At 62.2% G+C, this 23,358-nt stretch carries 29 protein-coding genes; 20 read left to right on the top strand and 9 right to left on the bottom strand.

The window, feature by feature from the left end:
• The first annotated feature begins 125 nt into the window (after nt 1-125).
• The 4 genes from V5N13_RS05645 (at nt 126) to V5N13_RS05660 (ending at nt 3,138) form a co-directional block, all read left to right on the top strand.
• Nucleotides 126-473 carry a tRNA-binding protein gene (locus V5N13_RS05645; protein WP_336359965.1) on the top strand — a complete coding sequence of 116 codons (348 nt, stop codon included), beginning with the start codon at nt 126-128 and terminating at the stop codon, nt 471-473.
• A 76-nt stretch (nt 474-549) separates the two neighbouring features.
• Nucleotides 550-771 carry a DUF3311 domain-containing protein gene (locus tag V5N13_RS05650; RefSeq protein ID WP_336359966.1) on the top strand — a complete coding sequence of 74 codons (222 nt, stop codon included), beginning with the start codon at nt 550-552 and terminating at the stop codon, nt 769-771.
• The gene (locus V5N13_RS05655) at nt 764-2,230 is read left to right on the top strand and encodes a sodium:solute symporter family protein (RefSeq protein WP_336359967.1); all 1,467 of its coding nucleotides are present in this window, start codon (nt 764-766) and stop codon (nt 2,228-2,230) included. Before V5N13_RS05650 ends, V5N13_RS05655 begins: the two co-directional genes overlap by 8 nt.
• A complete protein-coding gene (locus V5N13_RS05660; protein WP_336359968.1) occupies nt 2,230-3,138 on the top strand; it encodes an HFX_2341 family transcriptional regulator in 909 nt (302 codons plus the stop codon). Before V5N13_RS05655 ends, V5N13_RS05660 begins: the two co-directional genes overlap by 1 nt.
• A 10-nt stretch (nt 3,139-3,148) precedes the next feature.
• On the opposite strand, the gene V5N13_RS05665 is transcribed toward V5N13_RS05660, so the two are convergent.
• Entirely contained in the window at nt 3,149-3,868 is a 720-nt protein-coding gene (locus V5N13_RS05665) for a DUF1405 domain-containing protein (RefSeq protein ID WP_336359969.1), read from the bottom strand.
• A gap of 49 nt (nt 3,869-3,917) precedes the next feature.
• A complete protein-coding gene (locus V5N13_RS05670) occupies nt 3,918-4,106 on the bottom strand; it encodes a hypothetical protein (protein WP_332899884.1) in 189 nt (62 codons plus the stop codon).
• A 143-nt stretch (nt 4,107-4,249) separates the two neighbouring features.
• Between V5N13_RS05670 and pdxS the strand changes: the two genes are divergently transcribed.
• Complete coding sequence (gene pdxS, locus V5N13_RS05675) at nt 4,250-5,158, top strand: pyridoxal 5'-phosphate synthase lyase subunit PdxS (RefSeq protein ID WP_332899885.1); 909 nt, start codon at nt 4,250-4,252, stop codon at nt 5,156-5,158.
• A 69-nt stretch (nt 5,159-5,227) separates the two neighbouring features.
• Here the strand turns inward: pdxS and V5N13_RS05680 are convergent, their stop codons facing one another.
• Nucleotides 5,228-6,106 (bottom strand): homoserine kinase, encoded by an 879-nt coding sequence (locus V5N13_RS05680; RefSeq protein WP_336359970.1) that lies wholly within the window; start codon nt 6,104-6,106, stop codon nt 5,228-5,230.
• A gap of 100 nt (nt 6,107-6,206) precedes the next feature.
• Between V5N13_RS05680 and V5N13_RS05685 the strand changes: the two genes are divergently transcribed.
• A complete protein-coding gene (locus V5N13_RS05685; RefSeq protein ID WP_332899887.1) occupies nt 6,207-7,514 on the top strand; it encodes an NAD(P)/FAD-dependent oxidoreductase in 1,308 nt (435 codons plus the stop codon).
• Between the two features lie 53 nt (nt 7,515-7,567).
• Complete coding sequence (locus V5N13_RS05690) at nt 7,568-7,774, top strand: hypothetical protein (RefSeq protein WP_336359971.1); 207 nt, start codon at nt 7,568-7,570, stop codon at nt 7,772-7,774.
• Between the two features lie 13 nt (nt 7,775-7,787).
• Here V5N13_RS05690 and V5N13_RS05695 read toward each other — a convergent pair whose 3' ends face one another.
• Nucleotides 7,788-8,378: a DUF6149 family protein gene (locus V5N13_RS05695; protein WP_336359972.1), complete on the bottom strand. Its 591-nt coding sequence runs from the start codon at nt 8,376-8,378 to the stop codon at nt 7,788-7,790.
• A 121-nt stretch (nt 8,379-8,499) separates the two neighbouring features.
• Between V5N13_RS05695 and V5N13_RS05700 the strand changes: the two genes are divergently transcribed.
• Both V5N13_RS05700 and V5N13_RS05705 read left to right on the top strand, forming a co-directional pair.
• On the top strand, nt 8,500-9,762 hold the full coding sequence (locus V5N13_RS05700) for an NAD(P)/FAD-dependent oxidoreductase (protein ID WP_336359973.1): 1,263 nt from the start codon (nt 8,500-8,502) through the stop codon (nt 9,760-9,762).
• A gap of 42 nt (nt 9,763-9,804) precedes the next feature.
• A complete protein-coding gene (locus tag V5N13_RS05705; protein ID WP_336359974.1) occupies nt 9,805-10,212 on the top strand; it encodes a DUF7124 domain-containing protein in 408 nt (135 codons plus the stop codon).
• Between the two features lie 27 nt (nt 10,213-10,239).
• Here V5N13_RS05705 and V5N13_RS05710 read toward each other — a convergent pair whose 3' ends face one another.
• The gene (locus tag V5N13_RS05710; protein ID WP_336359975.1) at nt 10,240-10,497 is read right to left on the bottom strand and encodes a hypothetical protein; all 258 of its coding nucleotides are present in this window, start codon (nt 10,495-10,497) and stop codon (nt 10,240-10,242) included.
• 90 nt (nt 10,498-10,587) lie between these two features.
• Between V5N13_RS05710 and V5N13_RS05715 the strand changes: the two genes are divergently transcribed.
• The 3 genes from V5N13_RS05715 (at nt 10,588) to carB (ending at nt 14,645) form a co-directional block, all read left to right on the top strand.
• On the top strand, nt 10,588-11,118 hold the full coding sequence (locus V5N13_RS05715; RefSeq protein WP_332899893.1) for a DUF5815 family protein: 531 nt from the start codon (nt 10,588-10,590) through the stop codon (nt 11,116-11,118).
• A 71-nt stretch (nt 11,119-11,189) separates the two neighbouring features.
• A complete protein-coding gene (locus tag V5N13_RS05720) occupies nt 11,190-11,417 on the top strand; it encodes a hypothetical protein (RefSeq protein ID WP_336359976.1) in 228 nt (75 codons plus the stop codon).
• 135 nt (nt 11,418-11,552) lie between these two features.
• Nucleotides 11,553-14,645 carry a carbamoyl-phosphate synthase large subunit gene (gene carB / locus V5N13_RS05725; RefSeq protein ID WP_336359977.1) on the top strand — a complete coding sequence of 1,031 codons (3,093 nt, stop codon included), beginning with the start codon at nt 11,553-11,555 and terminating at the stop codon, nt 14,643-14,645.
• Here carB and V5N13_RS05730 read toward each other — a convergent pair.
• Both V5N13_RS05730 and carA read right to left on the bottom strand, forming a co-directional pair.
• The gene (locus tag V5N13_RS05730) at nt 14,639-15,550 is read right to left on the bottom strand and encodes a prenyltransferase (protein WP_336359978.1); all 912 of its coding nucleotides are present in this window, start codon (nt 15,548-15,550) and stop codon (nt 14,639-14,641) included. The two genes, carB and V5N13_RS05730, sit on opposite strands and share 7 nt — an antisense overlap.
• 104 nt (nt 15,551-15,654) lie before the next feature.
• A complete protein-coding gene (gene carA, locus V5N13_RS05735) occupies nt 15,655-16,725 on the bottom strand; it encodes a glutamine-hydrolyzing carbamoyl-phosphate synthase small subunit (RefSeq protein WP_336359979.1) in 1,071 nt (356 codons plus the stop codon).
• A gap of 102 nt (nt 16,726-16,827) precedes the next feature.
• Between carA and V5N13_RS05740 the strand changes: the two genes are divergently transcribed.
• Nucleotides 16,828-17,241, top strand: a complete 414-nt coding sequence (locus tag V5N13_RS05740; RefSeq protein ID WP_332899898.1) for an Lrp/AsnC family transcriptional regulator — start codon at nt 16,828-16,830, stop codon at nt 17,239-17,241.
• On the opposite strand, the gene V5N13_RS05745 is transcribed toward V5N13_RS05740, so the two are convergent.
• Nucleotides 17,238-17,951: a CehA/McbA family metallohydrolase gene (locus V5N13_RS05745; RefSeq protein ID WP_336359980.1), complete on the bottom strand. Its 714-nt coding sequence runs from the start codon at nt 17,949-17,951 to the stop codon at nt 17,238-17,240. The two genes, V5N13_RS05740 and V5N13_RS05745, sit on opposite strands and share 4 nt — an antisense overlap.
• Nucleotides 17,952-18,005: 54 nt before the next feature.
• Here V5N13_RS05745 and V5N13_RS05750 point away from each other — a divergent pair, with 54 nt between their 5' ends.
• The 7 genes from V5N13_RS05750 to V5N13_RS05780 all read left to right on the top strand — a co-directional run bounded on the left by V5N13_RS05750 (nt 18,006) and on the right by V5N13_RS05780 (nt 23,171).
• Nucleotides 18,006-18,902 carry a diacylglycerol/lipid kinase family protein gene (locus V5N13_RS05750; protein WP_336359981.1) on the top strand — a complete coding sequence of 299 codons (897 nt, stop codon included), beginning with the start codon at nt 18,006-18,008 and terminating at the stop codon, nt 18,900-18,902.
• A gap of 30 nt (nt 18,903-18,932) precedes the next feature.
• Nucleotides 18,933-19,865: a diacylglycerol/lipid kinase family protein gene (locus V5N13_RS05755; RefSeq protein WP_336359982.1), complete on the top strand. Its 933-nt coding sequence runs from the start codon at nt 18,933-18,935 to the stop codon at nt 19,863-19,865.
• 23 nt (nt 19,866-19,888) lie between these two features.
• Nucleotides 19,889-20,479 carry an NUDIX hydrolase gene (locus tag V5N13_RS05760; RefSeq protein ID WP_332899902.1) on the top strand — a complete coding sequence of 197 codons (591 nt, stop codon included), beginning with the start codon at nt 19,889-19,891 and terminating at the stop codon, nt 20,477-20,479.
• 75 nt (nt 20,480-20,554) lie between these two features.
• Nucleotides 20,555-21,256: an SDR family NAD(P)-dependent oxidoreductase gene (locus tag V5N13_RS05765; protein WP_336359983.1), complete on the top strand. Its 702-nt coding sequence runs from the start codon at nt 20,555-20,557 to the stop codon at nt 21,254-21,256.
• Nucleotides 21,257-21,288: 32 nt separating this feature from the next.
• Nucleotides 21,289-21,429, top strand: coding sequence for a hypothetical protein (locus tag V5N13_RS05770; protein ID WP_336359984.1), 141 nt, complete (start codon nt 21,289-21,291; stop codon nt 21,427-21,429).
• A gap of 5 nt (nt 21,430-21,434) precedes the next feature.
• The gene (locus tag V5N13_RS05775) at nt 21,435-21,731 is read left to right on the top strand and encodes an MOSC domain-containing protein (RefSeq protein ID WP_336361418.1); all 297 of its coding nucleotides are present in this window, start codon (nt 21,435-21,437) and stop codon (nt 21,729-21,731) included.
• A 42-nt stretch (nt 21,732-21,773) separates the two neighbouring features.
• Entirely contained in the window at nt 21,774-23,171 is a 1,398-nt protein-coding gene (locus V5N13_RS05780; RefSeq protein ID WP_336359985.1) for an NAD-dependent succinate-semialdehyde dehydrogenase, read from the top strand.
• A gap of 13 nt (nt 23,172-23,184) precedes the next feature.
• On the opposite strand, the gene V5N13_RS05785 is transcribed toward V5N13_RS05780, so the two are convergent.
• Nucleotides 23,185-23,298: a rubrerythrin-like domain-containing protein gene (locus V5N13_RS05785; RefSeq protein WP_332899906.1), complete on the bottom strand. Its 114-nt coding sequence runs from the start codon at nt 23,296-23,298 to the stop codon at nt 23,185-23,187.
• Nucleotides 23,299-23,358: the final 60 nt, after the last annotated feature.

Genomic DNA, 23,358 nt, shown 5'->3' on the forward strand with positions numbered 1-23,358 from the left:
GATACGTTCGCTACGCGCGATTCATATACCTTGTCGTCGCCGCAGCCATCGCGCTCGCAGTGGTCGATTTTCGACAGTTTCCGGCGGGCAAAACTACTCCTTCTCCGCCCGTGAGAGGCTTCCACATGGGTATCGACCAACCCGACATCGACCCGGCACAGTTTCTCACCAACGTAGAGATGCGCATCGGTGAAGTCATCGACGTGAACCCGTTTCCAGAGGCGCGAAAGGACGTGTACAAGCTGCGCGTTGATTTCGGTGACACCGTCCTCCAGTCCGCCGCGGGACTCACCGACAACTACACCCAAGCCGAGTTGCTCGGCCGCCAAGTCGTCGCCGTCGTGAATCTTGGTACTGTCAACATCGCGGGCTTCGAGAGCCAGTGTCTCGTGACCGGCGTGGACGACGAATCGGGCAACGTCGTCCACCTCCAGCCCGAACGATCCGTCGAAAATGGCACTCGCGTATATTGAAGGAAATTTTTCTTCAAATTCGCTTTTTGTTCAGAATTAGCAACGTTTAGATACTAGTAGGAGATATTAGTCAGTGATGAACGGCAATAGTTCGAAGTATATTCTGTGGACGGTGGTCGCCCTCGTGCTCGTGGCGCTTTCCGTCCCATGGTTCCTCTGGGACGACTCGCGGGTCGCCTTCGGCCTCCCGTTGTGGATTTGGTGGCATATTGGCTGGATGGGCGTGACCGCCGGCGTGTTCTACGTTTTCGCCCAGCGCGCCTGGGGCCTCGGCGTAGAGGGGGTGACCCATGGCTGAGACCGGCCTCCAACTCGGTATCATCGGCGGCTACCTGCTGCTCACGCTCGTCATCGGCCTCGTCGCCTACCGGCTGACCGACAAAACCGCAGAGGACTACTACCTCGCCAGTCGCACCTTCGGCACCGTCGTCTTGCTGTTCACGACGTTCGCAACCCTCCTTTCGGCGTTCACCTTCTTCGGCGGCCCGAACCTCGCCTACGCCGCCGGTCCCGAATGGATTCTCGTGATGGGCCTCATGGACGGCGTCCTGTTCGGGATTCTCTGGTACGTCATCGGCTACAAGCAGTGGGCCGTCGGCAAAGCCCACGGCTACGTCACCCTCGGTGAGATGCTCGGCGACCGCTTTGGCTCGAAGGCGCTCCGGGTATTCGTGGCCGCCATCAGCATCTTCTGGCTGTTCCCCTACGTCATGCTTCAGCAGAAAGGCGCGGGGACGGCGCTCGTCGCGCTCACCGACGGCGCGGTGCCCTACTGGGTTGGCGCGGGCGGCATCACGCTGTTCATGATCGCCTACGTCGTCGCCTCCGGGATGCGCGGGGTGGCGTGGACCGACACCATGCAGGGCGCGTTCATGCTCCTCATGATCTGGGCCGCGGTGCTCTGGATTCTCGCCGCCCTCGGTGGCCCGAGCGCTGCAACCGCCGGGATGGGCGCAGCGAACTCCGAGTTCCTCTCGCTCGGCGGCGGCCTCTACACGCCCCAGTTCATCATCGGCACCGCAATCAGCATCGCCTTCGGCGTCACCATGTTCCCGCAGGTGAACCAGCGCTTTTTCGTCGCCCGCTCGAAGACTGTGCTCAAACAAACGTTCGTCCTCTGGCCGGTTCTCGTCGTCTTGCTGTTCGTCCCGGCGTTCATGCTCGGCGCGTGGGCGGTGGGCCTGAACCTGAACGTGCCAGAGGGCGGCAACGTCCTCTCGGTACTGCTCCGTGACACCACGCCCGCGTGGTTCGCCGCGCTCGTCGTCGCCGGGGCGATGGCCGCGATGATGAGTTCCTCTGACTCGATGCTCCTGTCGGGGTCGTCGTACCTCACCCGCGACATCTACCGCCCGCTCGTGAGCGCGGCGGGGAAGCGCGAGGACACGATTGCCCGCGTCGGCGTCGCCGTGTTTGCCACGCTCTCGTTTGTGGCGAGCATCTACACGCCGGGGACGCTCATCGAAATCGGTGAGACCGCCTTCGGTGGGTTCGCCCAGCTCGCCCTCCCCGTCATGGTCGCGCTCTACTGGGCGCGGACGACGAAGTGGGGCATGCTCGCGGGCGTCATTGGCTCGCAAGCGTTCTACCTCGCAAGCGTGTTCATCCCGCAGGTGCCCGCAACCATCATGACGTGGGACACGTCACTGTACGGCATGGCGCTCGGACTCGTCCTCACCGTCGGCCTGTCGCTCATCACCACCTCCGCTCCGACAGAAAAGCGGTCGGTCTACTTCGAGGAGGTCCGCGCTGACTGATGGCGCGCGCTGAGACTAGCTACGACCAGACGCACGTCGTGCCCGTCGGCTTCGACTACGACCGACTCATCGCGCCGCTCGTGCGCGACCAGCACACCGTTGACCGGGTGATTCTCCTAGAGGGCGCGGTGGGCAGCGAGGCGAACGTCGCCTACAGCAAGCGTCTCGCAAAGAAGTTGGAGCGCGATTTTTCGAACCTCCTCGGTGCGGAGACAGAACGCCTCGTCATCGCGGACGTGTACGATTATGATACGGCCTTCGAGCAGGCCTACGACCTCGTGAACGAGGAACTCGATGCTGGCAACGAGGTGTGGGTGAACCTCTCTGCGATGCCCCGCACTGTGAGTTTCGCCTTTGCGATGGCCGCCCACTCGGTGATGGTCGAACGCCAGGAAGACCGCGAGCGAATTCACACCTACTACACCGCCCCCGAGAAGTATCTCGAAACCGAGTTGGCGGAGGTGTTGCGCCGGGGAACCGACCTCGTCACCGAACTGCACGACGCAGAAAACGACCGCGTCTCGGCGTGGTTGAGCGAGGCAGAATCGCTCCTCTCCGAGTTCGACGAGCGCGGGACGACCATCGGCGCGAAATCCGTCGAGGGCAGCCATATCGTGGAGTTGCCGGTGGCCTCGTTTTCGAGCGTCAAACCGTTCGAGGAAGTCATCTTATTCAAACTCGGTGAAGACGGCGAGTTTGAGAGTGTGAGCGAGTTGGCTCAGGCGCTCGCCCGCGATTTGGGCGAGGAGTACTCGGACAGCTTTCGCTCGCGGGTGATCTACACAGTAGACCGCCTCGGGCCGGGCGGGAAGGGCTACATCGAGCAACAAGAGGAAGGGAAATCCTACCGGACGAAGTTATCCAGAATCGGGACGCTGTGGGTGCGCGCCCACGCAAACGGCGACTAGGCGTCGAGTGTTAGGCTTCGAGTTTTTTCACGCGGGTTGCGAGCGCGAGAAACGTTGCGAGCACGGTGAGTGTCACCGCACCTGCGGCGGCGATTTCGTGGCCCGGACTCGCGTGTTGCACCACGCCGTTGACGATTGGCTCGACCGCGGGCGGGAGCAAGGTGTGGTGGGCATTGCCCACGAGCGGGATGAAGTAGTCCACGAGGTCGTTGAGCAGATACCACCCGGCAGCGACGGCCACGGCCTTGACGGGGAAGTTGGTGATGCGATGGAGGAGAAAGCCCTCCACGACCATAGCGAGGTGGCTCCAGAACAGGAAATTGTACATCGCCCAGTGGAGGTAGCCAAACTCGGTCATGAACATCCCGAGGACGAACGGCGTCCACGCGCCGAGTTTCAAACAGCCGAAAAAGGCCAGCGCCGAGAGGTAGTCGTTCTGCCTGCCGAGCAGCCACGCGCCGAGCGCGAGGGCGATGAACAGGGTAGCGACGGGGCTATCGGGGACTAAGGGCCACATCACGACCGGTTCGAGGGAGAACTGGAACAGGTAGTAGTAGAAGCCAAAGGCCGTCCCGGCGAGGTTGATGAGGACGATGAGCCACGCGATTCGCAGGCCGAAGTCTTCGAGCCATTTCGGGAGGGGCGCAACGTACCACGGCAGGTCGTCGGGTTCTGGAACCGGTTTAGAGAAGAGGCGAGAAAGCAGTCCGCGCCCGGTTTCTGAGGACATTGGGCACAGAAAGGGACGGGTGGGGCAAAAACGCTACTGATAGGCGAGATTAGTCGGCGTAAAAGAGAACGCGCCGACACTCAGTGCAGACGTAGGCGTTGACGTTCGTCGCGCCTTTGTAGCCGAATTTTCCCAACACACCGCTGCCTTCGCGGAGGCGAATCATGTCGCCGTTCACGTCGGTGTCGTACTCGACGGACTGGAGCGTGCCGTCGCAGTCGGGACACGGTTTACTCATACCCCCTCATTCACCCCGAGCGCGAAAATCGTTCTGCCCGCTCTCGTGGGAATAAAAGATGGCCGGACGACACCACTGTCCGCCTCGTGCGTTGGGGTGACACAATCGGTACGCATTAACCCTCCCAACCGCTAGAGTCGCGTATGCCTGAGGAGACCAATCTTGAGGAACTAAAGCGCGGCACCGAACTGGTGAAGCGTGGGTTCGCAAAGATGCAGAAAGGCGGCGTCATCATGGACGTCGTCAACGCAGAACAGGCCCGTATCGCAGAAGACGCCGGTGCGGTCGCCGTCATGTCGCTCGAAGCCGTCCCCGCGGACATCCGCAAACGCGGCGGCGTCTCGCGGATGGCAGACCCGGCGCTCGTCAACGAAATCATCGACGAAGTGTCGATTCCGGTGATGGGCAAAGCCCGTATCGGCCACACGACCGAGGCACAGATTCTCGAAGCCATCGGCGTGGACATGATCGACGAGTCCGAGGTGCTGACCCCCGCAGACGACGCCTACCACATCGACAAGCGCGAGTTCACCTCGCCGTTTGTCTGTGGCGCACGCGACCTCGGCGAGGCGCTCCGGCGCATCAACGAGGGCGCGGCCATGATTCGAACGAAAGGTGAGGCCGGCACGGGCGACGTGAACCAGGCCGTCAAGCACCAGCGCGCCATCCGCGGGGCAATCCGCGAACTCGAAGGGATGACCTTCGAAGAGCGCGAGGCGTACGCCCGCGAAATCAGCGCGCCCGCAGAACTCGTCCACGAGACGGCTGAGATGGGTCGGCTTCCCGTCGTCAACTTCGCCGCAGGCGGCATCGCAACGCCCGCAGACGCGGCGCTCATGATGCACCACGGCTGTGACGGCATCTTCGTCGGCTCCGGTATCTTCGGCGCAGAGAACCCCGCCGTGATGGGCGAGGCAATCGTCGAAGCGGTCAACAACTGGGACAACCCAGAAAAGCTTGCAGAAATCTCGTCGAACATCGGCAAGGGCATGAAAGGCGAGGCGAACGTCGACCTCCCCGAAGAGAAGAAACTGCAGGGTCGCGGCGTCTAACCTCCCACCTTTTTTCTTTCGTGGTGTGCGGTCAGTGGCGATGAGAGCGACGGCTTCGAAGCTAAAAGTTCAGCGGAAAATCGTCGCACCGCGCCCCATCTTCGTCTGGAAGGCGCGGGCCTCAACGCCTTCGCGGGCGAAGCCCTCTATCATCGCATTCGCAATCTCGCGCTGGTCGCGCTCGTAGCAAGCGGCGATGACCGTCGGGCCTGCGCCACTAACGGTGACGCCGGTCGCGCCCGCTTCGAGGGCGTTCTCGCGGACGGTGTCGTAGCCCGTGATGAGTTCGGCACGAGCGGGCGTGACGACGGTGTCGTGCATGCCTCGACCCACCAGTTCCGGGTCGTTTCGGGCCATCCCCGCGGTGAGGGTCGCGGCCTTGCCAACGGTGTCGATGAGCTGTGAAACCGACGTTTGCTCCGGGACGACGCGGCGGGCGTCACGCGTCGAGACCACGATGTCAGGCAGGCAGGCGACGAGCGGGATGGTGGCGTCGATTTGGGTGATGCCGTCGGGAGTAGCGATGGTGAACCCGCCCAAAATCGAGGGGGCGACGTTGTCGTCGTGGGCGTCGCCGGAGACGACGGCCTCGCCTTTCGCGGCAATCGGGACGAGTTCTTTGCGCGAGAGGCCACGGTCGTACAGTTCGTTGAGGCCAACCGCGGCGGCGGCGGCGCTCGCGGCCGACGACCCGAGTCCGGAGGCGGGTCGAATCCCCTTGTCGATGTGGATGTGGGCGGGTGCGTCGAGGGCGCGCGCGACGGCCCCGACCGTGTTCTTGTCCGGGTCTTCGGGGATGTACTGCGCCCCGGCACCCGTCACTTCGATGGTCGTCCGGTCTGCCTTCTCGACGCGGACGATGTCAGCGGGCCGTTCGAGCGCCACCCCAAACACGTCGAAGCCACTCCCCAGATTCGCACTCGTCGCAGGCGCTCGCACGGTAAGCATGGCACAGGGTTGTGTGAGGGCCTGTTTATAATTAGCGGAGCGTCGTTTCGCCTGACAGGAAGCCAAAACGTACATCTGCGCCGGTCAAATAGCTCCGAGCATGATAGGGGTCGTCGGCGGCGGTATCGCCGGACTCGCAGCGGCGTATCGCCTGCAGAACCACGGTCACGATGTCCACGTCTTCGAAGCGAGCGACGACGTGGGCGGTCTCGCGGCTGTCTACGAGACGCGCGGCGACCGCATCGAGAAGTTTTACCACCACCTTTCGGCCTCAGAACAGACCATCATCGACCTCATCTCCGAGTTGGGCCTCGATGACAACCTCGAATGGCCGATTGGCAAAAACGCCTACTACGTCGATGGCGTCATCCACCCGCTCGACAAGCCGTGGGAGATTGCAGCCTACCCGCACATGAGCGTCTACGACAAGTTCCGCCTCACGATGCTCACCATGGAAATCGACGTGCGCGGGGGCGTCCCGAAGTTCGACACCTACGAGAATCTCGAAGACTTCGAGGACGTTCCCATCAAGGAGTTCCTCATCGAGCACACCACCCGCGGCGTCTACGAGAACTTCTTCGAGCCGTTGCTCGACGCCAAGTTCGGGAGCAAAAAAGAGGACGTGTCGGCGGCGTGGCTCCTCGGGCGCATCAAGTTCCGCGGCGAGCGCGACCTGCTGCGCGGCGAACCGCTTGGCTACCTCATGGGCGGCTTCGGACAACTGCTCGACGCACTCGTAGACGAAGTTGGCCGTGAGAACATCACGACCGGTGCGCGCGTGACCGAAGTCGCGTTCGACGATGAAGTGCGCTCGATTACGGTCGAAACTGAGGAGGGAAGCGAAGAACACGACGTCGACTCCGTCATCGTCGCGTCGATGCCGAACGTCTTAGAGGACCTCACCGGCTACACCTGCGACATCGACTTCCAGGGCACCGTCTGTTCGGTCATCTCGATGGACGAGAAACTCACCGACACCTACTGGCTCAACATCGCGGACGACGCGCCGTTCGGGGCGCTCATCGAGCACACGAACTACATCCCGCCCGAACGCTACGGCGGCGAGCACATCCTGTATGCGCCGATGTACATCCAAGAGCCAAGCGAGCGCCTCTGGCAGGCGAGCGACGACGAGGTCGAGGAAATTTGGCTCTCTGGCTTAGAGGACCTATTCCCCGACTTCGACCGCGAGTCGGTCAACTGGATCAAGACCGCGCGCAACCCACGCACCGCGCCCGTCTACGAACGCGGCTATCTCGACATGGTCGTCCCCTACGACCTCGGCGACGAAGTTGCGGATGGCATCTACTACGCCGGGATGGCGTCGAAAGCGCAGTACCCAGAGCGCTCGCTCAACGGCGGCATCGTCGCCGGATTCGAGTGCGCGGACGCGATTCACCAAAACTGACTGGTGTGTTACCGTGACTCACGTTTATATTGATGTGTCGAGTATTCGACGGTGTGGCACGCAATAAGACACTACCCGCCATCTTCGCCCTCGTGAGCGTGGGCGTTCTCCTCTATAGCATCGTGATTATCCAGGAATTGTTACTCGGCTTTGCGTTCGTCGCCATCGGATTTTTCGTCTATCTTTCGGTGCGCTTTCTTCGCGCGTTCGAAGAAATCGCTCGCGCGCTCAAACGCATCGCCGAGCAGGACCGAACCTGAGAGATATTGACATCTAGTTGTCGTTTCCGCGCAGTCCGGGCGCGTCGCTCACATCAACGTTTTCTGGCTCCGCAACATCGCCCCCTTTTCTGAGGTCTCCGTCGCCGTCTTCTACGTACACGTCGTCTGCGAAGCCAGCGATGGCGTTTTCGTACTCAGCAGTTTCGCGCTTTTCGAGCGTTTTCGGCGCGTCGGGAATGCCGTCTGCGGGCGTAAACGCGCCAAGCGGGTCGTCGATGGTGATGTCGTAGGTTTTGAAAAAGTTCTCGTAGCGGCGGTAGTGGGCTTCGAGTTCGTCGCCGGGAATCTCCATCATCTCGGTCCAACCGTGGTTGAAGAAGTCGAAGTTGGCTTGGATATGCGTGAGTTCACGGGCCTCTGCCTCGGGGAGCCCGGCTTCGAGTCCGGCGACGTAGGAGTCCATCGTCGCGTCGAAGAAGGCATCAAGATGCGCCCGACGCTCTTCGCGCTGGCCCTCGGGAGCCTTCTTGAGGAAGATACCCGTGTGGAGGTCTACGAGTTTGCCCGAGACGACGTCCCCAACGACTGGCATGGTCAGCGCCTGTTTCGCAGCGAAGTGGCGGACGTTCTGACGGAGTTTCATTGGCGGGGCCTTAGGACTGGTCGGTAAAAACTGCTCGCCTGTGTCAGCCCTGCCCACGGCGAAATTTGCACAGTCATGAAGATAGCAATTCACATTAACCCCCGAAACGAACCTTCCTGCCATGACCGAGGCGTACGTCATCATCGGCGACGGGATTGCGGGTAGTTCCGCAGCCGAAACAATCCGGCAGGAGCAACCGGATGCGGAAGTCATCGTCGTCACTGATGAGGGTGAGGCGCTGTATAACCGCATTCTGACAAAAGAGTTTGCCAAAGGAAAACTCCCTGAGGCACCAATCTCGATTCACGACGAGAGCTGGTACGACGAGCGAGATATCACGCTCAAGCTCAACACGCTCGTCACGAGCGTCGACCGCGACGCAAAGGAGATCGTGACCCACGAGGGCGAGACCATCGAGTACGGCAAACTCCTCCTCGCCACGGGCGGGACGCCAACCCAACTGCCCGTCGAGAACTCCGACGCTGAGGGTATCCACCATTTCTGGACCTTCCAGGATGCCCGCAACATCCGTGACCACGCAGAGCAGGCCGAAACCGGCGCAGTCATCGGCGCGGGACTGCTCGGTATCGACCTCGCGGCCATCTGCGCCGCCCAGGGCGTCGAGGCGAACTACCTCATGCGCGGCAACGCCTGGTGGCGTTACGCCCTCTCAGAAGATGGTGCAGACATCATCCACAAAGCACTCGACGAACGCGGCGTGACGCCCGTTTTCCAGTCCGGCGTTGACCACTTCGAAACCGACGAGAACGGCAAGGTCGTCGCCACCGTCGACCCGAACGGCGAGCGCTACGAGAGCGACTTCGTGGGCATCGCCATCGGCCTCGACTTCAACACCGAACTGCTCGTCGAAACCGGCCTCGAACTGGACGACGGCATCGTCGTCGACCAGTACATGCGCACCGACGACCCGGACGTGTACGCCGCCGGTGACATCACCCGCTTTTACGATGTTATCCTAGAGGAGTACGCCCAGAACGGGGCGTGGGGCAGCGCGAAACAGCAGGGCATGGTCGCGGGAAAGAACATGGTCAAAGAGGCGAACGGCGAGCCAGCAGAAGCGGACTTAGAAGAGTTCCGCTGGGTCTCCTCGTACTCGATTACGCACTTTGACTTCCCGTTCCTCTCCTTTGGCCACCCAACGATTGGCGACGACGAAGCCGAGCGAAAGTACTCTGACACCGAGTGGCGGCGAATCGCGTTCAAAGACGGCAAAATCGTCGGTGGCGTCCTGATTGGCGACCTCTCGCCACAGGGCAAGTACAAGAAGCTCATCCGCGAGCAGACGGTCGTTTCTGACCAGAAGGACATCCTCTTAGAGAAGATGTTCGAGCCAGAAAAGCTCGCGACGCCGACCGAACAGTAAAAGACCGAAGCCGTTTTCTCGCGCTCTACCTGAAGGTTGGATATGAGTACCGACGGCGAGATGACCCTCGCATTCGAGCTCGAAGCCTTGAAAGAGCTCGCAAAACCCTCGGAGGCGTTCGCGGACGCCCGAACGTGGAGCAAATACGTGGGCGTCGTCTCCGAGAAACCAACGTACGTCGTGACGAATTTCACGCGCAAAAACCGCATCCGTCAGGACTTCTTCTCCGGGCCGCGCGGCAAAGAGGAGAGTTTGGAGAACGTCAAACGCCAGTTCGACACCGCCCGCCACGTCCTCGTTGGCACTGACGACGAAGACAAGGCGCTCGCAGCAAAACTTGACTGGGAGTTCCTCCACGTCGAAGACGCCGCAGCCGCCGCAGACTGGCCGCTCGCACGAGACCAACCCGATGACGAAACAGAAGAACCAGTCCGCGACGACTGGCCCTGAGACGAGACTTTTCGTTGGCCGACTGCGTTATCGCTCTCGAACCCACCGAATCCCCTTCTCTAGCAGGACGCCGCTTGCTGCAACGGAGAGGCAGACAAAGAGAAACGCAGCGAGAAGTTCGACGCTCTGGCTCGTGGTGAGTCGGGACGCACCCATTGCGAGGGCAAACAGCACTGAAGCCATCAGGAGAATCGGGACGACGTAGTATTTGAACGCCCAGTGGTCGTCCAAGAACAGCGAGGTTCGGTAGACGGCGGACGCCACGACATCACGAACGCCTGACATACGCAGACCCACGCACAACGGTTGCTTAGCGTTTGGGGTGGACGGGTCGTACCCGCGGCGTTTTTACGGCAGAGACCCAAAAGAGCGCGTATGTCAGAACCGCGCGTGCCCGGAAGCCGGGACGCCAGCCTCACGCTCCCCTGTGGGGAGTCTGTCGATGTTCGCAGCCTCGACATGGGGATGCGCGAGTTTCGCTGTGACTGTGGCGAAGTTCACGCGCTCGTGATGGACGTCCACCCACTTGGGCGGTTCGTCCCCGAGTTCCTCGAAACCATCCTCCAGGAGACCATCGACACCACCTCCGGGGCCGACTTTGGCACCCTCCACATGATGGGCATCGTCAAAGAAGAGTTCCCCGAGAAAGTCGTGAGCAAGGATGTCTCGAACGACGGGCAGGTTGGCTGTTCGATGCTCTGGGTGAGCGACTTCGACGACCGCAGACTCCACGAAATCGTCGTCGAGCTGATTGTCGAACTCATGGAACACGCCGTGAGCCACGCAGAAGACGACTCCGCGATGAGCGAGTTCGAAGAGCAGATGCTGTCGTTCGATGTGGCAGCGTTCGTAGAAGAGTATCGCAGCCAGCGCGATTTCCACTCGGCGTCCGACCAGCCGGTTTGAGCGCCCAGTTTTCATCAGGTTGCTTACCGCTTTGACTAGTACCTTTGTAGGAAGAACACGTACACTGACCTATGCGACAGCAGGGGGGTGACTTCGAGCGGATTCGGGCAGTGTTGGCCGAAGTCGAGCCAGAGGGGGCATTGACGGCAAAAGAGATTTGTTCGATTCTTTCGGAGCACGGGGAGGAGTTCGAGAGTGCCCACCGCGTGGCGACGGTGCTCGGCCGTCGCGCACACGGGGGCGATATAGAGGTCATCGAGGGCCAACCCTACCGGTACCGAATCCCAGAAATTGCCTGACACGAGAGGAGAATTTGCCAGCCACACCGAGTGACAGCCCCACGCACTGCATAATTCGAATTTCGAAATCTGGCTTCGCTATTCGTAATTTATCGTCGGACTTATTACGATGTACGGACTTGAGCCGAGTAACCAATGACCGACGGAGACGACCGGACGATTCTTTTGATCGGGAGTGGGCCAATTCAGATTGGGCAGGCCGCGGAGTTTGACTACTCCGGCGCGCAGGCGTGCCGTGCACTCAGAGAAGAGGGGGCCCGAGTTGTTCTGGTAAACTCCAACCCGGCTACCATCATGACCGACCCGGAGATGGCAGACGCCGTCTACATTGAGCCAATCAACACCGAGGCGCTCACCGAAATCATCGAAAAAGAGCGCCCCGACGGCGTCATCGCTGGGCTGGGCGGCCAAACCGGACTGAACGTGACGGCGGAACTCGCAGAGGAAGGCGTCTTAGAGAAGTATGATGTCGATATTATGGGAACGCCCCTCGACACCATCTACGCCACCGAAGACCGCGACCTGTTCCGCCAGCGCATGGAGAATATCGGCCAGCCAGTCCCGCGCTCGCAGACCATCGACGACATGGACCAACTCGAAGACGCCGTCAACGCCGTTGGCGGGCTTCCCGTCATCATGCGGACGACCTACACCCTCGGCGGGAGTGGGTCGGGCGTCGTCGGTGAGATGGACGAACTCAGAGAGCGCACGCGCAAGGGGCTTCGCCTCTCGCGCAACAGCGAGGTGCTCATCACCGAATCCATCGCCGGATGGATCGAACTCGAATACGAGGTGATGCGCGACGCAGACGACTCGTGTATCATCATCTGCAACATGGAGAACATCGACCCGATGGGCATCCACACCGGCGAGTCGATCGTCGTCACCCCGAGTCAGGTCATCCCCGACGAGGGCCACCAGGAGATGCGCACCGCTGCGCTCGACGTCATCCGCGAACTCGGGATTCAAGGCGGCTGTAACATCCAGTTCGCGTGGCACGACGACGGTACACCCGGCGGCGAGTACCGCGTCGTCGAAGTGAACCCGCGCGTGTCTCGCTCCTCTGCGCTCGCCTCGAAGGCGACGGGCTATCCGATTGCCCGCGTGACCGCGAAGGTCGCCCTCGGCAAGCGCCTCCACGAAATCGAAAACGAGATTACCGGCGAGACGACGGCGGCGTTCGAGCCAGCCATCGACTACGTCGTGAGCAAGATTCCACGGTGGCCAAAGGACAAGTTCCCCGAGGTGGATTTCACCCTCAGCACGGCGATGAAATCGACCGGCGAGGCGATGGCCATTGGGCGCACCTTCGAGGAGAGTTTCCTCAAAGCGCTGCGTTCGACGGAGTACGAGCCAAGCGCCGACTGGGACGACGTAGACGACGAGACGCTCGAAACCGACTACCTCAAGGCGCCGACGCCAGACCGCCCGTTCGCGCTGTTCGAGGCGTTCAATCGCGGCTACACCGTCGACCAAATCTGCGAGCTCACAGGGATTCGTGAGTGGTACGCAGAGCGCTTCGAGCGCATCGCAGACGCGACGGTCGCCGCCCAGAACGGCAACTTCGCAGAGGCCGCACAAACGGGCTACACGAACGCCCAAGTCGCGGCCATCGCCGGCGTCGGCGTCGGTGAAGTCGAGTCGGTCGCCCCAGAGCGCACCTACAAGCAGGTGGACACCTGTGCCGGTGAGTTCGCCGCGAGTACCCCGTACTACTATTCGGCGCGCGACCCCGTAAGCGAGATGCGCCACAACGAGGTGAAAGTGAACGAAGATGTCGAAAGCGTCGTCGTGGTCGGCGGCGGCCCCATCCGCATCGGACAGGGCGTCGAGTTCGACTACTGTGCGGTCCACGCCGTCCGCGCGCTGCGCGAGATGGGCATCGAAGCCCACGTCGTGAACAACAACCCGGAGACGGTGAGCACGGACTACGACACCTCCGACGGGCTCTTCTTCGAGCCAATCACCGCAGAGGAGATCGCGGACATCGTCGAACGCACCAACGCAGACGGCGTGATGGTGCAGTTCGGCGGCCAGACCTCCGTGAACGTCGGCCACCCACTCGAAGCAGAACTCGAACGCCGCGGCCTCGACTGTCAGGTCCTCGGCACCTCCATCGACGCGATGGACTTAGCCGAGAACCGCGACCGCTTCAACGCGCTGATGAACGACCTCGGTATCGCCCAGCCAGAAGGCGGCACGGCGCGCTCTGAGGAGGAAGCCCTCGCCCTCGCAAGCGACCTCGGCTACCCCGTCCTCGTCCGCCCGAGCTACGTGCTCGGTGGCCGTGCGATGGAAATCGTCTCCGACGACGAGGAGCTGAAAACCTACATCGAAGAGGCGGTTCGCGTGAGTCCAGACCAGCCGATTCTCGTAGACCAGTTCTTAGACGGCGCGGTCGAACTCGACGTGGACGCCGTCTCTGACGGCGAGGACGTGCTCATCGGTGGCATCATGGAGCACATCGAGACGGCAGGGGTCCACTCGGGCGACTCGGCGTGTATGATTCCGCCGCGCTCGCTTGACGACGAGTTGCTCGCCCGCGTCCGTGAGGTGACGGTCGACATCGCCCGCGCGCTCGAAACCGTGGGCCTGCTCAACGTCCAATTGGCGGTCAAGGATGGCGAAGTGTACGTCCTCGAAGCCAACCCGCGCTCTTCGCGCACCGTCCCGTTCGTCTCGAAGGCGACGGGCGTCCCGATTGCGAAGCTCGCCGCGAAGGTGATGGGCGGGGCGACGCTCGCAGAATTAGACGTGAAAGAACAGGTTCCGGAGCACGTGAGCGTCAAGGAAGTCGTCCTGCCGTTCGACCGCCTCGAAGGCAGCGACCCACGCCTCGGCCCCGAGATGAAATCGACGGGCGAAGTGATGGGCTCTGCGCGCTCGTTTGCCAAAGCCTACGAGAAGGCACAGGCCGCCGCTGGCCAGCCGCTTCCGGAAGGTGGGAACGTGGTCGTCGACCTCGACGTAGACGGCTTCGACGCGTTCTACGACGTGGTTGAGTTCGATGACGTGGCCGCCGCGATACGCAACGGCGAGGTCGACCTCATCGTCTCCCGCGACGTGAAAGCGCTCCAGATGGCCGTCGAAGAGGACATTCCGTACTTCTCGACCGCAGAGAGCGCGAACGCAGCGCTCGAAGCGCTCGCGGCCCGCGACGACCCACTCGACGTGGAAACTGTCGAAAAGCGGCCAAAGCAGGTGCGCAACTGGGGCACGCCTCAGTAAATCAGGTAGAACCCGGCGACGTGGAACCACGCGGCGCTCTGGGCGACCGCGAGGACGCCCATCGCTAGCACGGTGGGTAACGGATTTTCTGTTTTGGTGTACGTGCTCGCACCCCACGCGAGCAGCGGCACGATGGCGTAGCTCGCAAGCGCCACCGGACGCGGAAGCACAGACCCCGTGAGCGCCGCGAGCGAACCGAACGTGGCGAGGACGAAGACGAGATACAGGCGACGGAGCCACGTCGCAGAGAGCCGCGTGGCGAGGGTGTGTTTGCCGACTTCGGCGTCCGCCTCGCGGTCTGGCCACATTAGCGCGAGCAGGTTGACGAACACGAGCAGGCAGAGCGGTGCGGTAGCGAGCGCGGCCGCACGGCTGTAGGTTCCAGAGGCCACCGCGACGCCGTACTGGGGCAAGAGAATGCCGCCGAGGAGCGCGTGTTCGAGTTCACCGAGGCCGCGCCACGCGAACGCGAGTGGTGGGAGCGAGTACGACCAGCCGAGCAGCGCGCCGAGCGCGAGGATAGCGACGGAGTGCAGCGGGAGCCAGCCGCGAACGTAGAAATAGCCAGCCGCGACCGCACCGACGGCCAGCGAGGCGCAGGCGGCGTACAGCGCGACGGTCGGAGACAGCTCCGTCTCGGGGAGTGCGCCACTGCCGCCAGAAAATCGGGTACGCGTCGTCAGCGCGTCCGTCTCGTGGTCTGCGTACTCGTTCGCGTAGTGAATACTCACGGCGACGGGAACGAGCGCAGCGAGACCAGCCGCGAGCGAGAGCCGATCGAAGACTGCGCCGTGAGCGAACGCAATCCCTGCACCGAGGACGTACACCACCGCCACGATCAGGAGGTGGATGGGACGGCTCATCACGAGGACAGCCCACGCGATGGTGGACGGAGCGCGGTCCATACCGGGGGAACCAGTCACGACTAAATAGTGTCTTCGAATCTCGTAAAACCACGTTCTCACGGGCGTCAGCACTCAACGGGTGAAAATACCGAAAGAAGGGGGGGTTAGTCGCAGGTGACGAGACGGCGTGTTGACTTCGCCATCGCGAGCACGTCGTCGAAGAACCCGAGCGTGTCGAGTGGGCCGGGATGGGCTTCAGGGTGGTACTGACGGGTGAGGATGTCGAGTTCCTCGTTTTCGAGCCCCTCCGGCGTGTCGTCGTTGACGTTAATCTGGGTCACGTCGAGTTTGTCGCCGGGGTCTGCGACCGTGTAGCCGTGATTCTGCGTCGTCATGACGACCTGCTTCGTCTCAAGGTCGAGGACGGGCTGGTTCACGCCGCGATGCCCGAAGGCCATCTTCTCGGTCGTGCCGCCGAGTGCGCCCGCGACGACCTGTTGGCCGAGGCAGATGCCTGCGATTGGCAGGTCACCGACGAACTCGCTGACGAGTGCCTGTGCGTCGGTGAAGTTCGCGGGGTCACCCGGTCCGTTCGAGATGAACAGGATGTCCGCGTCGACGGCCGTCACGTCTTCCGGCGTCGCGTCGTGGGGCAAGACGTGGACGACGGCGTCGCGCTCTGCGAGCGAGTCGATGATGCTGCCTTTCGCGCCACAGTCAACGAGCGCGACCGACGGGCCGTCGCCGTCTGCGTTCACGACTTTCGGTTCTGTCACGCTTACCTGTGCGCCGATGTTCGTGTGCTCGCTCATCCCCTTGCACTCGTCGAGTGCTTCGAGTGCTTTCTCGGGGGAGGCGTCCGGTCCAGCGGAGATGCCACACTTGATGGCCCCGCCTTCGCGGATGGTGATGACGAGGTCGCGCGTGTCGATGTTATCGACGGCTGGAACGCCCTCGTGGGTGAGCCAGTCTGCGACGTCGTCGGTGAGCTCACGAGCAACGACAGCACGAGGGTGGACTCGGTCGGACTCGAATCGTTCCGCTCGGACGCCATAGTTACCGATGAGTGGGTATGAGAAAGTGAGGATTTGTTCCTCGTACGAGGGGTCAGTGAGACTCTCCTCATAACCAGTGTACGCTGTTGTAAAGACCAGTTCCCCGCGGGCTTGACCCGGAGCACGCGACCGCGCCTCAACGACGCGACCGCCCTCCAGTGCCACGTAGGCGTCCGACATTACGAGATACGTATGAAAGCCCCCACCATAAGTGTTGCTTTCGTAGAATCGCTACGAATTTCGTAATCGTCAAGTGTTGCCACAGTGTAGGTGCTAATCTCCATGGACGCGCTTGACCGAGAGATTCTGAGTATTCTGCGCCGCGACGCCCGAACGCCGTACACCGAGATTGCGTCAACCGTCGGTACGTCTGAGGGTACCGTCAGAAATCGCGTCGATCGGATGACCGAAGACGGCGTCATCGAACGGTTCACCGTCACCACCCGCACGGGCAACATCAAGGCGATGATAGAGGTGCGCGTCGCCGTGGACGTGGACACGCGCACGGTGACGGACAAGATGGCCGAATGGGAGGAAGTGGACTTCGTCTGGCAGGTGTCGGGCGAAGAGGACATCGTCCTCATCGTGGACGCCGCGGACACGCAGGGGGTAAACGAACTCATCACGCAGGCACGCGAGATGGACGAGGTCGTGCGGACGAAAACGCGGCTGATTCTCGACGAGCGTCTCGGCTAGTCCGACTCCCTCGGCGTCTCGCCCGGCGGGTCGCCAATCCCCGGCGTCGCAGCGTCCGGCGGCGTCATCCAGCCTTTGTGACCGTGAGTGAGTTTGTAGCCACGGTGGGCGAGGCGGTTGATGAAATTGATGGAGACGTGGGGTTCGACCCGGCCGTCGCGGATGGCCGCAACGATATTCTCTGGCGTCGGAGTCTCGACATCGACCGTGGTGTAGGCGCGGCCGACTTCGACCGGGTAGTGTGCGTCTGAGCCACCGACCAGCGGGAGGTCACGCTTGCGCGCGAGTCGCCGCACCCACTCGTGCGTGCGCGGGTGCTTGCCATTTATTTCGATGGCGTCGAAGTCGGCTTTCACGTCGCGGACGGTGCTGTTGCGGTACGGGTGGGCGATGATGGCCGCACAGCCGCGAGAATGAGCGATATCGACCACCTCTTCGGGCGTGAGTTCGCCCGGCGTCGTCTCGGTTGGGGGGTTCGGGCCGACGACGAGGATGTGGCCCTTCGACGACGAAACTTCGATGCCCGGGAGGATGTCCACCGACCCGGAAAACGGCGTGTAGTAGTCGTGGTTGGTCGTCGCCACCGCGTCCAACCCGCGCAGCTCTGCGGCCTTCGTGAGCAGGCGAACCCCGAGGGGGTCAAACGCGTCCCCGAGCGTTCGATGGCCGTGGAAGAATCGTGTGTGCGAGTGGAGGTCGATGGCGTACACAGCTATCGATGGGGGCCAACAGCCCTTTTGTCTTCTGGCGTCTGCCCTGTGGCAATGTCCCGCATCTGCATCTGTAACCCGATTAGCGGGAGCGGCGACCACGCGCCACAGGTGCGCGAACTGGCCGACGAACACGGCTTCACCCTCCACGAAACCGAACAGGAAGGCGATACGGTCGAGTTCGCTCGCGAGTTCGGTCCTGACGCCGACATTGTCGCCGCGTGTGGTGGCGACGGCACAATAAACGAGGTCGTCACCGGCCTCTACGAAGCCGACTGCCTCGACACCACGACGCTCGCCGTGATTCCCGCTGGCACGGGCAACAACTTCGCCAGCCAACTCGGCATTCCGAATATCGAAACCGCCTTCGACCTCGTGGACGCAGGCGAGGTGCGCCACATCGACCTTGCGCTCGCAAACGACCGTCCGTTCGTCAACTCCTGTGTCGCGGGGCTGACCGCAGAGGCGAGCGCAGAGACCACGCCCGAGCTTAAATCGAAATACGGCATCCTCGCGTACGTCTTCACGACGTTCCGGACGATGAACGACTACGAGGGGATGCGCCTCGCCATCGAAACCGACAACGCCGTCACCGGGTCGTGGTCGGGAAAGGCCTTCGTCGCCCTCATCGGCAACGCCCGGCGCTTCCCCGCAAATGGGGGCACCCAGGCGAACGTCGAAGACGGCCTGCTCGACGTGACGATTGCAGAAGAACGACCGACGATGGAACTGATGGGCGAGGCGGCAGTATCTCGGTTTTTGGGGAGTGAAACCGCCCACCTGCATCGGCTGAAAAGCAAGTCGCTCACCATCTCCGTTCTCGACGGAACCACACACTTCAGTCTCGATGGCGAGATGCTCGAAACCAACCACTTAACCATCGAAACACTTCCACAAGTGCTCTCGGTGTTCGTGGGCGAGGGATACGAGCCAGTGCCGGATGAGGCGTAGACCTTTCACACCGCCGCCTGATTTTTGCCCATGAGCGACGCGCGACGGATTATCGTCCGAAACCCGAACAGTGGCGACCGAAAGCGCAGCAAGCGAGCGAGCGAAATTGGCGAAAAGCGCGGTTACGAAATCTGGAACAGCACGAAGAAAGGCGAAACCCACACCCTCGCGCGCGACGCGGCCGAGGACGCAGCCCTCGTCGTCGCCTGTGGGGGCGACGGCACACTCAACGAAGTCGTGCGCGGCGTCGAGGAGGCTGACGCCCTCTCAGACGTGGAACTTGGCGTGATTCCCGCCGGCACGGGCAACGATTTTGCTGACAACATCGGCATCAAAAGCGTTCCCCACGCATTCAGGGTGCTCGAAAACGAAAACGTCCGGACGCTCGACCTCGGGTGGGCAGCAGACCGCCCGTTCATCAACTCGTGTGTCGCGGGCGTCACCGCCGAAGCGAGTGCCGCAACGACGCCCGCCCAGAAACGCCGCCTCGGGGTGCTTGCCTACGTCATGAACACGCTCCAGCAGACGCAGACGTTCGACGGGCTGCAAATCGACGTGCGCGCGAGCGAGAACGGCGACGTGCTCTGGCAGGGCGAAGCCATCATGCTCCTCATCGGCAACGGACGGCGCTTTCCCGGCGAGCAGATAAAACAAGCGAACATGGAAGACGGCTTGTTGAACGTCGTTATCCTCAAGCGCGTGCCGACGATTGATTATCTGACCCACGGGGCGGCAAACCGTCTGCTCCAGCGCGGGGCGTCGCATCTCACGCGGCTCAAAGTGCCCCAACTCACGCTCACCCACGAAGGTGACCCCGTCCACTTCAGTCTCGACGGTGAGATGCTGAAACTGAACACGCTGTCTGCGCAAAGTCGTCGCGGTGCGATGCGATTCCACGTCGGGCCGACCTACGACCCCTCCCCCGAAGAGTGGGGTGTCAAACCAAATCCGAAGGGTGTTTGAAAGGGGTCGTTGTCTGTAGCATCATGAGCACCACGAACTCTCCTGAGGATTCTGCGGCCGAGGCCGAGGGCGAACGCCACAAAAATGCCATGCAGGACGTGATTGCGGTCGACGAAGACGACAACGAACTCGAACTCGTCAACCGACTCGACGCCCACATGGGCGACGGCATCCGACACCGAGCGTTCACCGCGCTCGTTTTCGACGAAGACGACAACATCCTGCTCGCCCAGCGCGCCTTCGGCAAGCGCCTCTGGGACACCCACTGGGACGGCACCGTCGCCTCCCACCCCGTCGATGGCCAGACCCAAGAGGAAGCCACGATGGAGCGCTTAGAAGAGGAACTCGGCATCACGCCAGACCAGTACGACGACCTCCGGGTCACGGACAAGTTCGAGTACAAGCGCTACTACGAGAACGAAGGCCTCGAATGGGAGGTCTGCTCGGTGCTCAAGTGCACCCTCCAAGACACCAGCCTCGACGTGAACGACGAAGAAGTGGCCGGGCTGATGTGGGTTCCATACGAGTACCTCCACGAGAACCCACGGTTCTACCGCCAACTGCGTCTCTGTCCGTGGTTCGAGATTGCGATGCGGCGTGATTTCAAACAGTAGCACCTGCACCTTTTTGAGCGCGAGAGATGAACGCTCGCGCCACACGCTTTTGCTGATTCCGTGCCTCTTTCAGCCATGAACGAACCCGAACTCTACGACACGCTTGACGGGCAGGTCGCGCTCGTGACCGGGGCCACACGTGGCATTGGCGAGGAAGTGGCGTCGATACTCGCAAGCCACGGCGCGACCGTCTACGCCGGGGCACGCGACGTGGACGACGTGACCGTAGACACCCAGCATCCGATTCGCCTCGACGTGACCGATGGAGGCGAAATTCAAGCCGCCGCAGACCGACTCCGCGACGAACACGGCAAACTCGACATCCTCGTGAACAACGCTGGGGTGGTTGGAAGCGGACGCGCGCTCCACGAAATCGACATCGACGCGCTCGACCACACGCTCTCGGTCAACCTGCGCGGGGCGACGTTGGTGGCGCGGGCCTGTCTCCCACTCCTGCTCGAAACTGACGCGCCCCGCATCGTGAATCTCTCCTCGGGGATGGGCGCACTCGGTGAGCGCATGTCTGGCGGCTATCCGGCCTACCGCATCTCGAAAACCGGTATCAACGGCCTCACGGCATATCTGCACGGCGAGTACAACCGACGTGGGCTGCTTACAAATTCGGTGTGTCCGGGCTGGGTGCGCACCGACATGGGCGGGTCAGGGGCGTCTCGAAGCGTCGAAGAAGGCGCGGACACGCCGGCGTGGCTCGCGCGCTTCGCGCCGGGAAGTCCGTCAGGTAAGTTTTGGCGTTCACGGAAAGTCATCGACTGGTAAACACCTAACTCGATTCCCGTCTCCCGCTACGTATGGCCGGACGCGTCACCGACATCCACATCGCCCGCGAGAAAAGCGCCCCCGCCGAAGCCGTTGACTCCGCCGATGCTGTCGCCGGTGGGGGACTGCGCGGTGACCGCCATTTCTCCCCGGCGACGAGAAACCAGACCTGACGCTCATCGACGGGGCCGCATTCGCCGCGGCGGGCGAGGACCTCGGCGTCGAACTCAAACCCGGCGAACACCGGCGCAACGTGACCGTCTCCGGCATCGACTTAGACTCGCTCATCGGCGCGGAGTTCACGATTGGCGAGGTGCGCTGTCAGGGACTCGCAGACTGCCCGCCGTGTGCCCACCTCGAATCACTGACCGCGCGCGACGGGCTGCAGGTCGCCATGACAGACCGCGGCGGCCTCGAAGTGCGCATCCTCTCTGACGGCGTCATCCGAGTCGGTGATGCGGTCGAGCCGCTGTAGGCCGCCAGCAGAGTTACCCGTCTGTTTGTTCAAGCATAACACATGCAACGCGTGAATCCAGCCACCGGCGAGCCGCTGAGTACAATCGACGAACACAGCGACGACGAGGTGGACGCGGCACTCGATACCGCGATGGACACTTTCGCGGAATGGCGAAACGTGTCGACTCGAGAGCGCCAACAGTTGCTCTCGAACGCCGCAGACGTGCTTCGCGAGAACAAACAGGAGTACGCAGACGTGATGACCAGAGAGATGGGCAAACCAATCGCCGCCTCCGTCTCCGAGGTCGAAAAGTGCGCGTGGGTGTGCGACTACTACGCCGAGCACGCGGGCGAACAGTTACAGGACAAGGTCATCGGCAGCGAGCCACACGCCCAGTCGAAAGTCACCTACGAGCCACTCGGCGCGGTGCTCGCGGTCATGCCGTGGAACTTCCCGTTCTGGCAGGTGTTCCGATTTGCCGCCCCGCACCTGACCTCGGGGAACGTTGGCCTGCTCAAACACGCCTCGAACGTCCCCGAGTGCGCCCTCGCCATCGAAGACGTGTTCCGGAAGGCAGGCTACCCCGAGGGCGTCTTCCAGACGCTCCTCGTCGGCTCTGCGAAGGTTGGCGATGTCATCGCAGACGACCGGGTTGCAGCCGTCACGCTCACCGGGAGTGAGGCTGCCGGGCGCTCGGTAGCCGAAACGGCAGGTAAGAACCTCAAGAAGACCGTGCTCGAACTCGGCGGGAGCGACCCGTTCGTCGTCTTTGACGACGCGGACGTGGCGACCGCCGCGAAGGTCGGCGCACGCGCGCGAACCATCAACTCAGGGCAGTCGTGTATCGCCGCAAAGCGCTTTATCGTCCACGAGGCCGTCTACGACGAGTTCCTTTCGCAGTTCCTCACGGAACTCGAAGCCTTGACCGTAGGTGACCCGACCGACGAGGAGACGGACATCGGCCCACAAGCCCGCAAGGGCCTGATGGAGGACCTCCACGAGCAAGTGACCGCGAGCGTCGAAGCGGGTGCGATCGTCGAACTCGGCGGGGAACCGATGGACCGAGACGGGTATTACTATCCACCGACGGTGCTCACGGACGTTCCGGACGGGTCACCCGCAGCCGAAGAGGAGATTTTCGGTCCCGTCGCTTCGGTGTTCAAGGTCGCAGACGAAGCCGAGGCGATTCGCGTAGCCAACGACACCAATCTCGGCCTCGGCGCGAGCGTCTGGACTGCTGACCTCGCGCGCGGCGAGCGCGTGGGCCACCGCATCGAGGCGGGCTGTGTGTTCGTAAACGAACTCGTGAAATCCGACCCACGCCTGCCGTTTGGCGGCATCAAAGACTCGGGCTACGGACGCGAACTCGCCCGTGAAGGGATGCTCGAATTCGTGAATCAGAAAACGATGTGGATTCAGGACGCAGACGGCGACGCGGAGTTGTCACTCTCCGAGTAGCCCACGGAAAGATTCACTCGCGGCGAACGGTAATGTTCTGCATCACGCCGCCACACTCGGGGCAGGCGGTTCCGGCTGTGGCCTCCATACGATGCCCACAGTCCATACACTCGAACGTTTGTGTCATATGATAACATAACACACTTTGTGATATTAACTATTTGGCGGGGTCTGCCTGACTCTCTGG

Source organism: Haladaptatus sp. ZSTT2, from assembly GCF_037081775.1.
Classification (GTDB): domain Archaea; phylum Halobacteriota; class Halobacteria; order Halobacteriales; family Halococcaceae; genus QDMS2.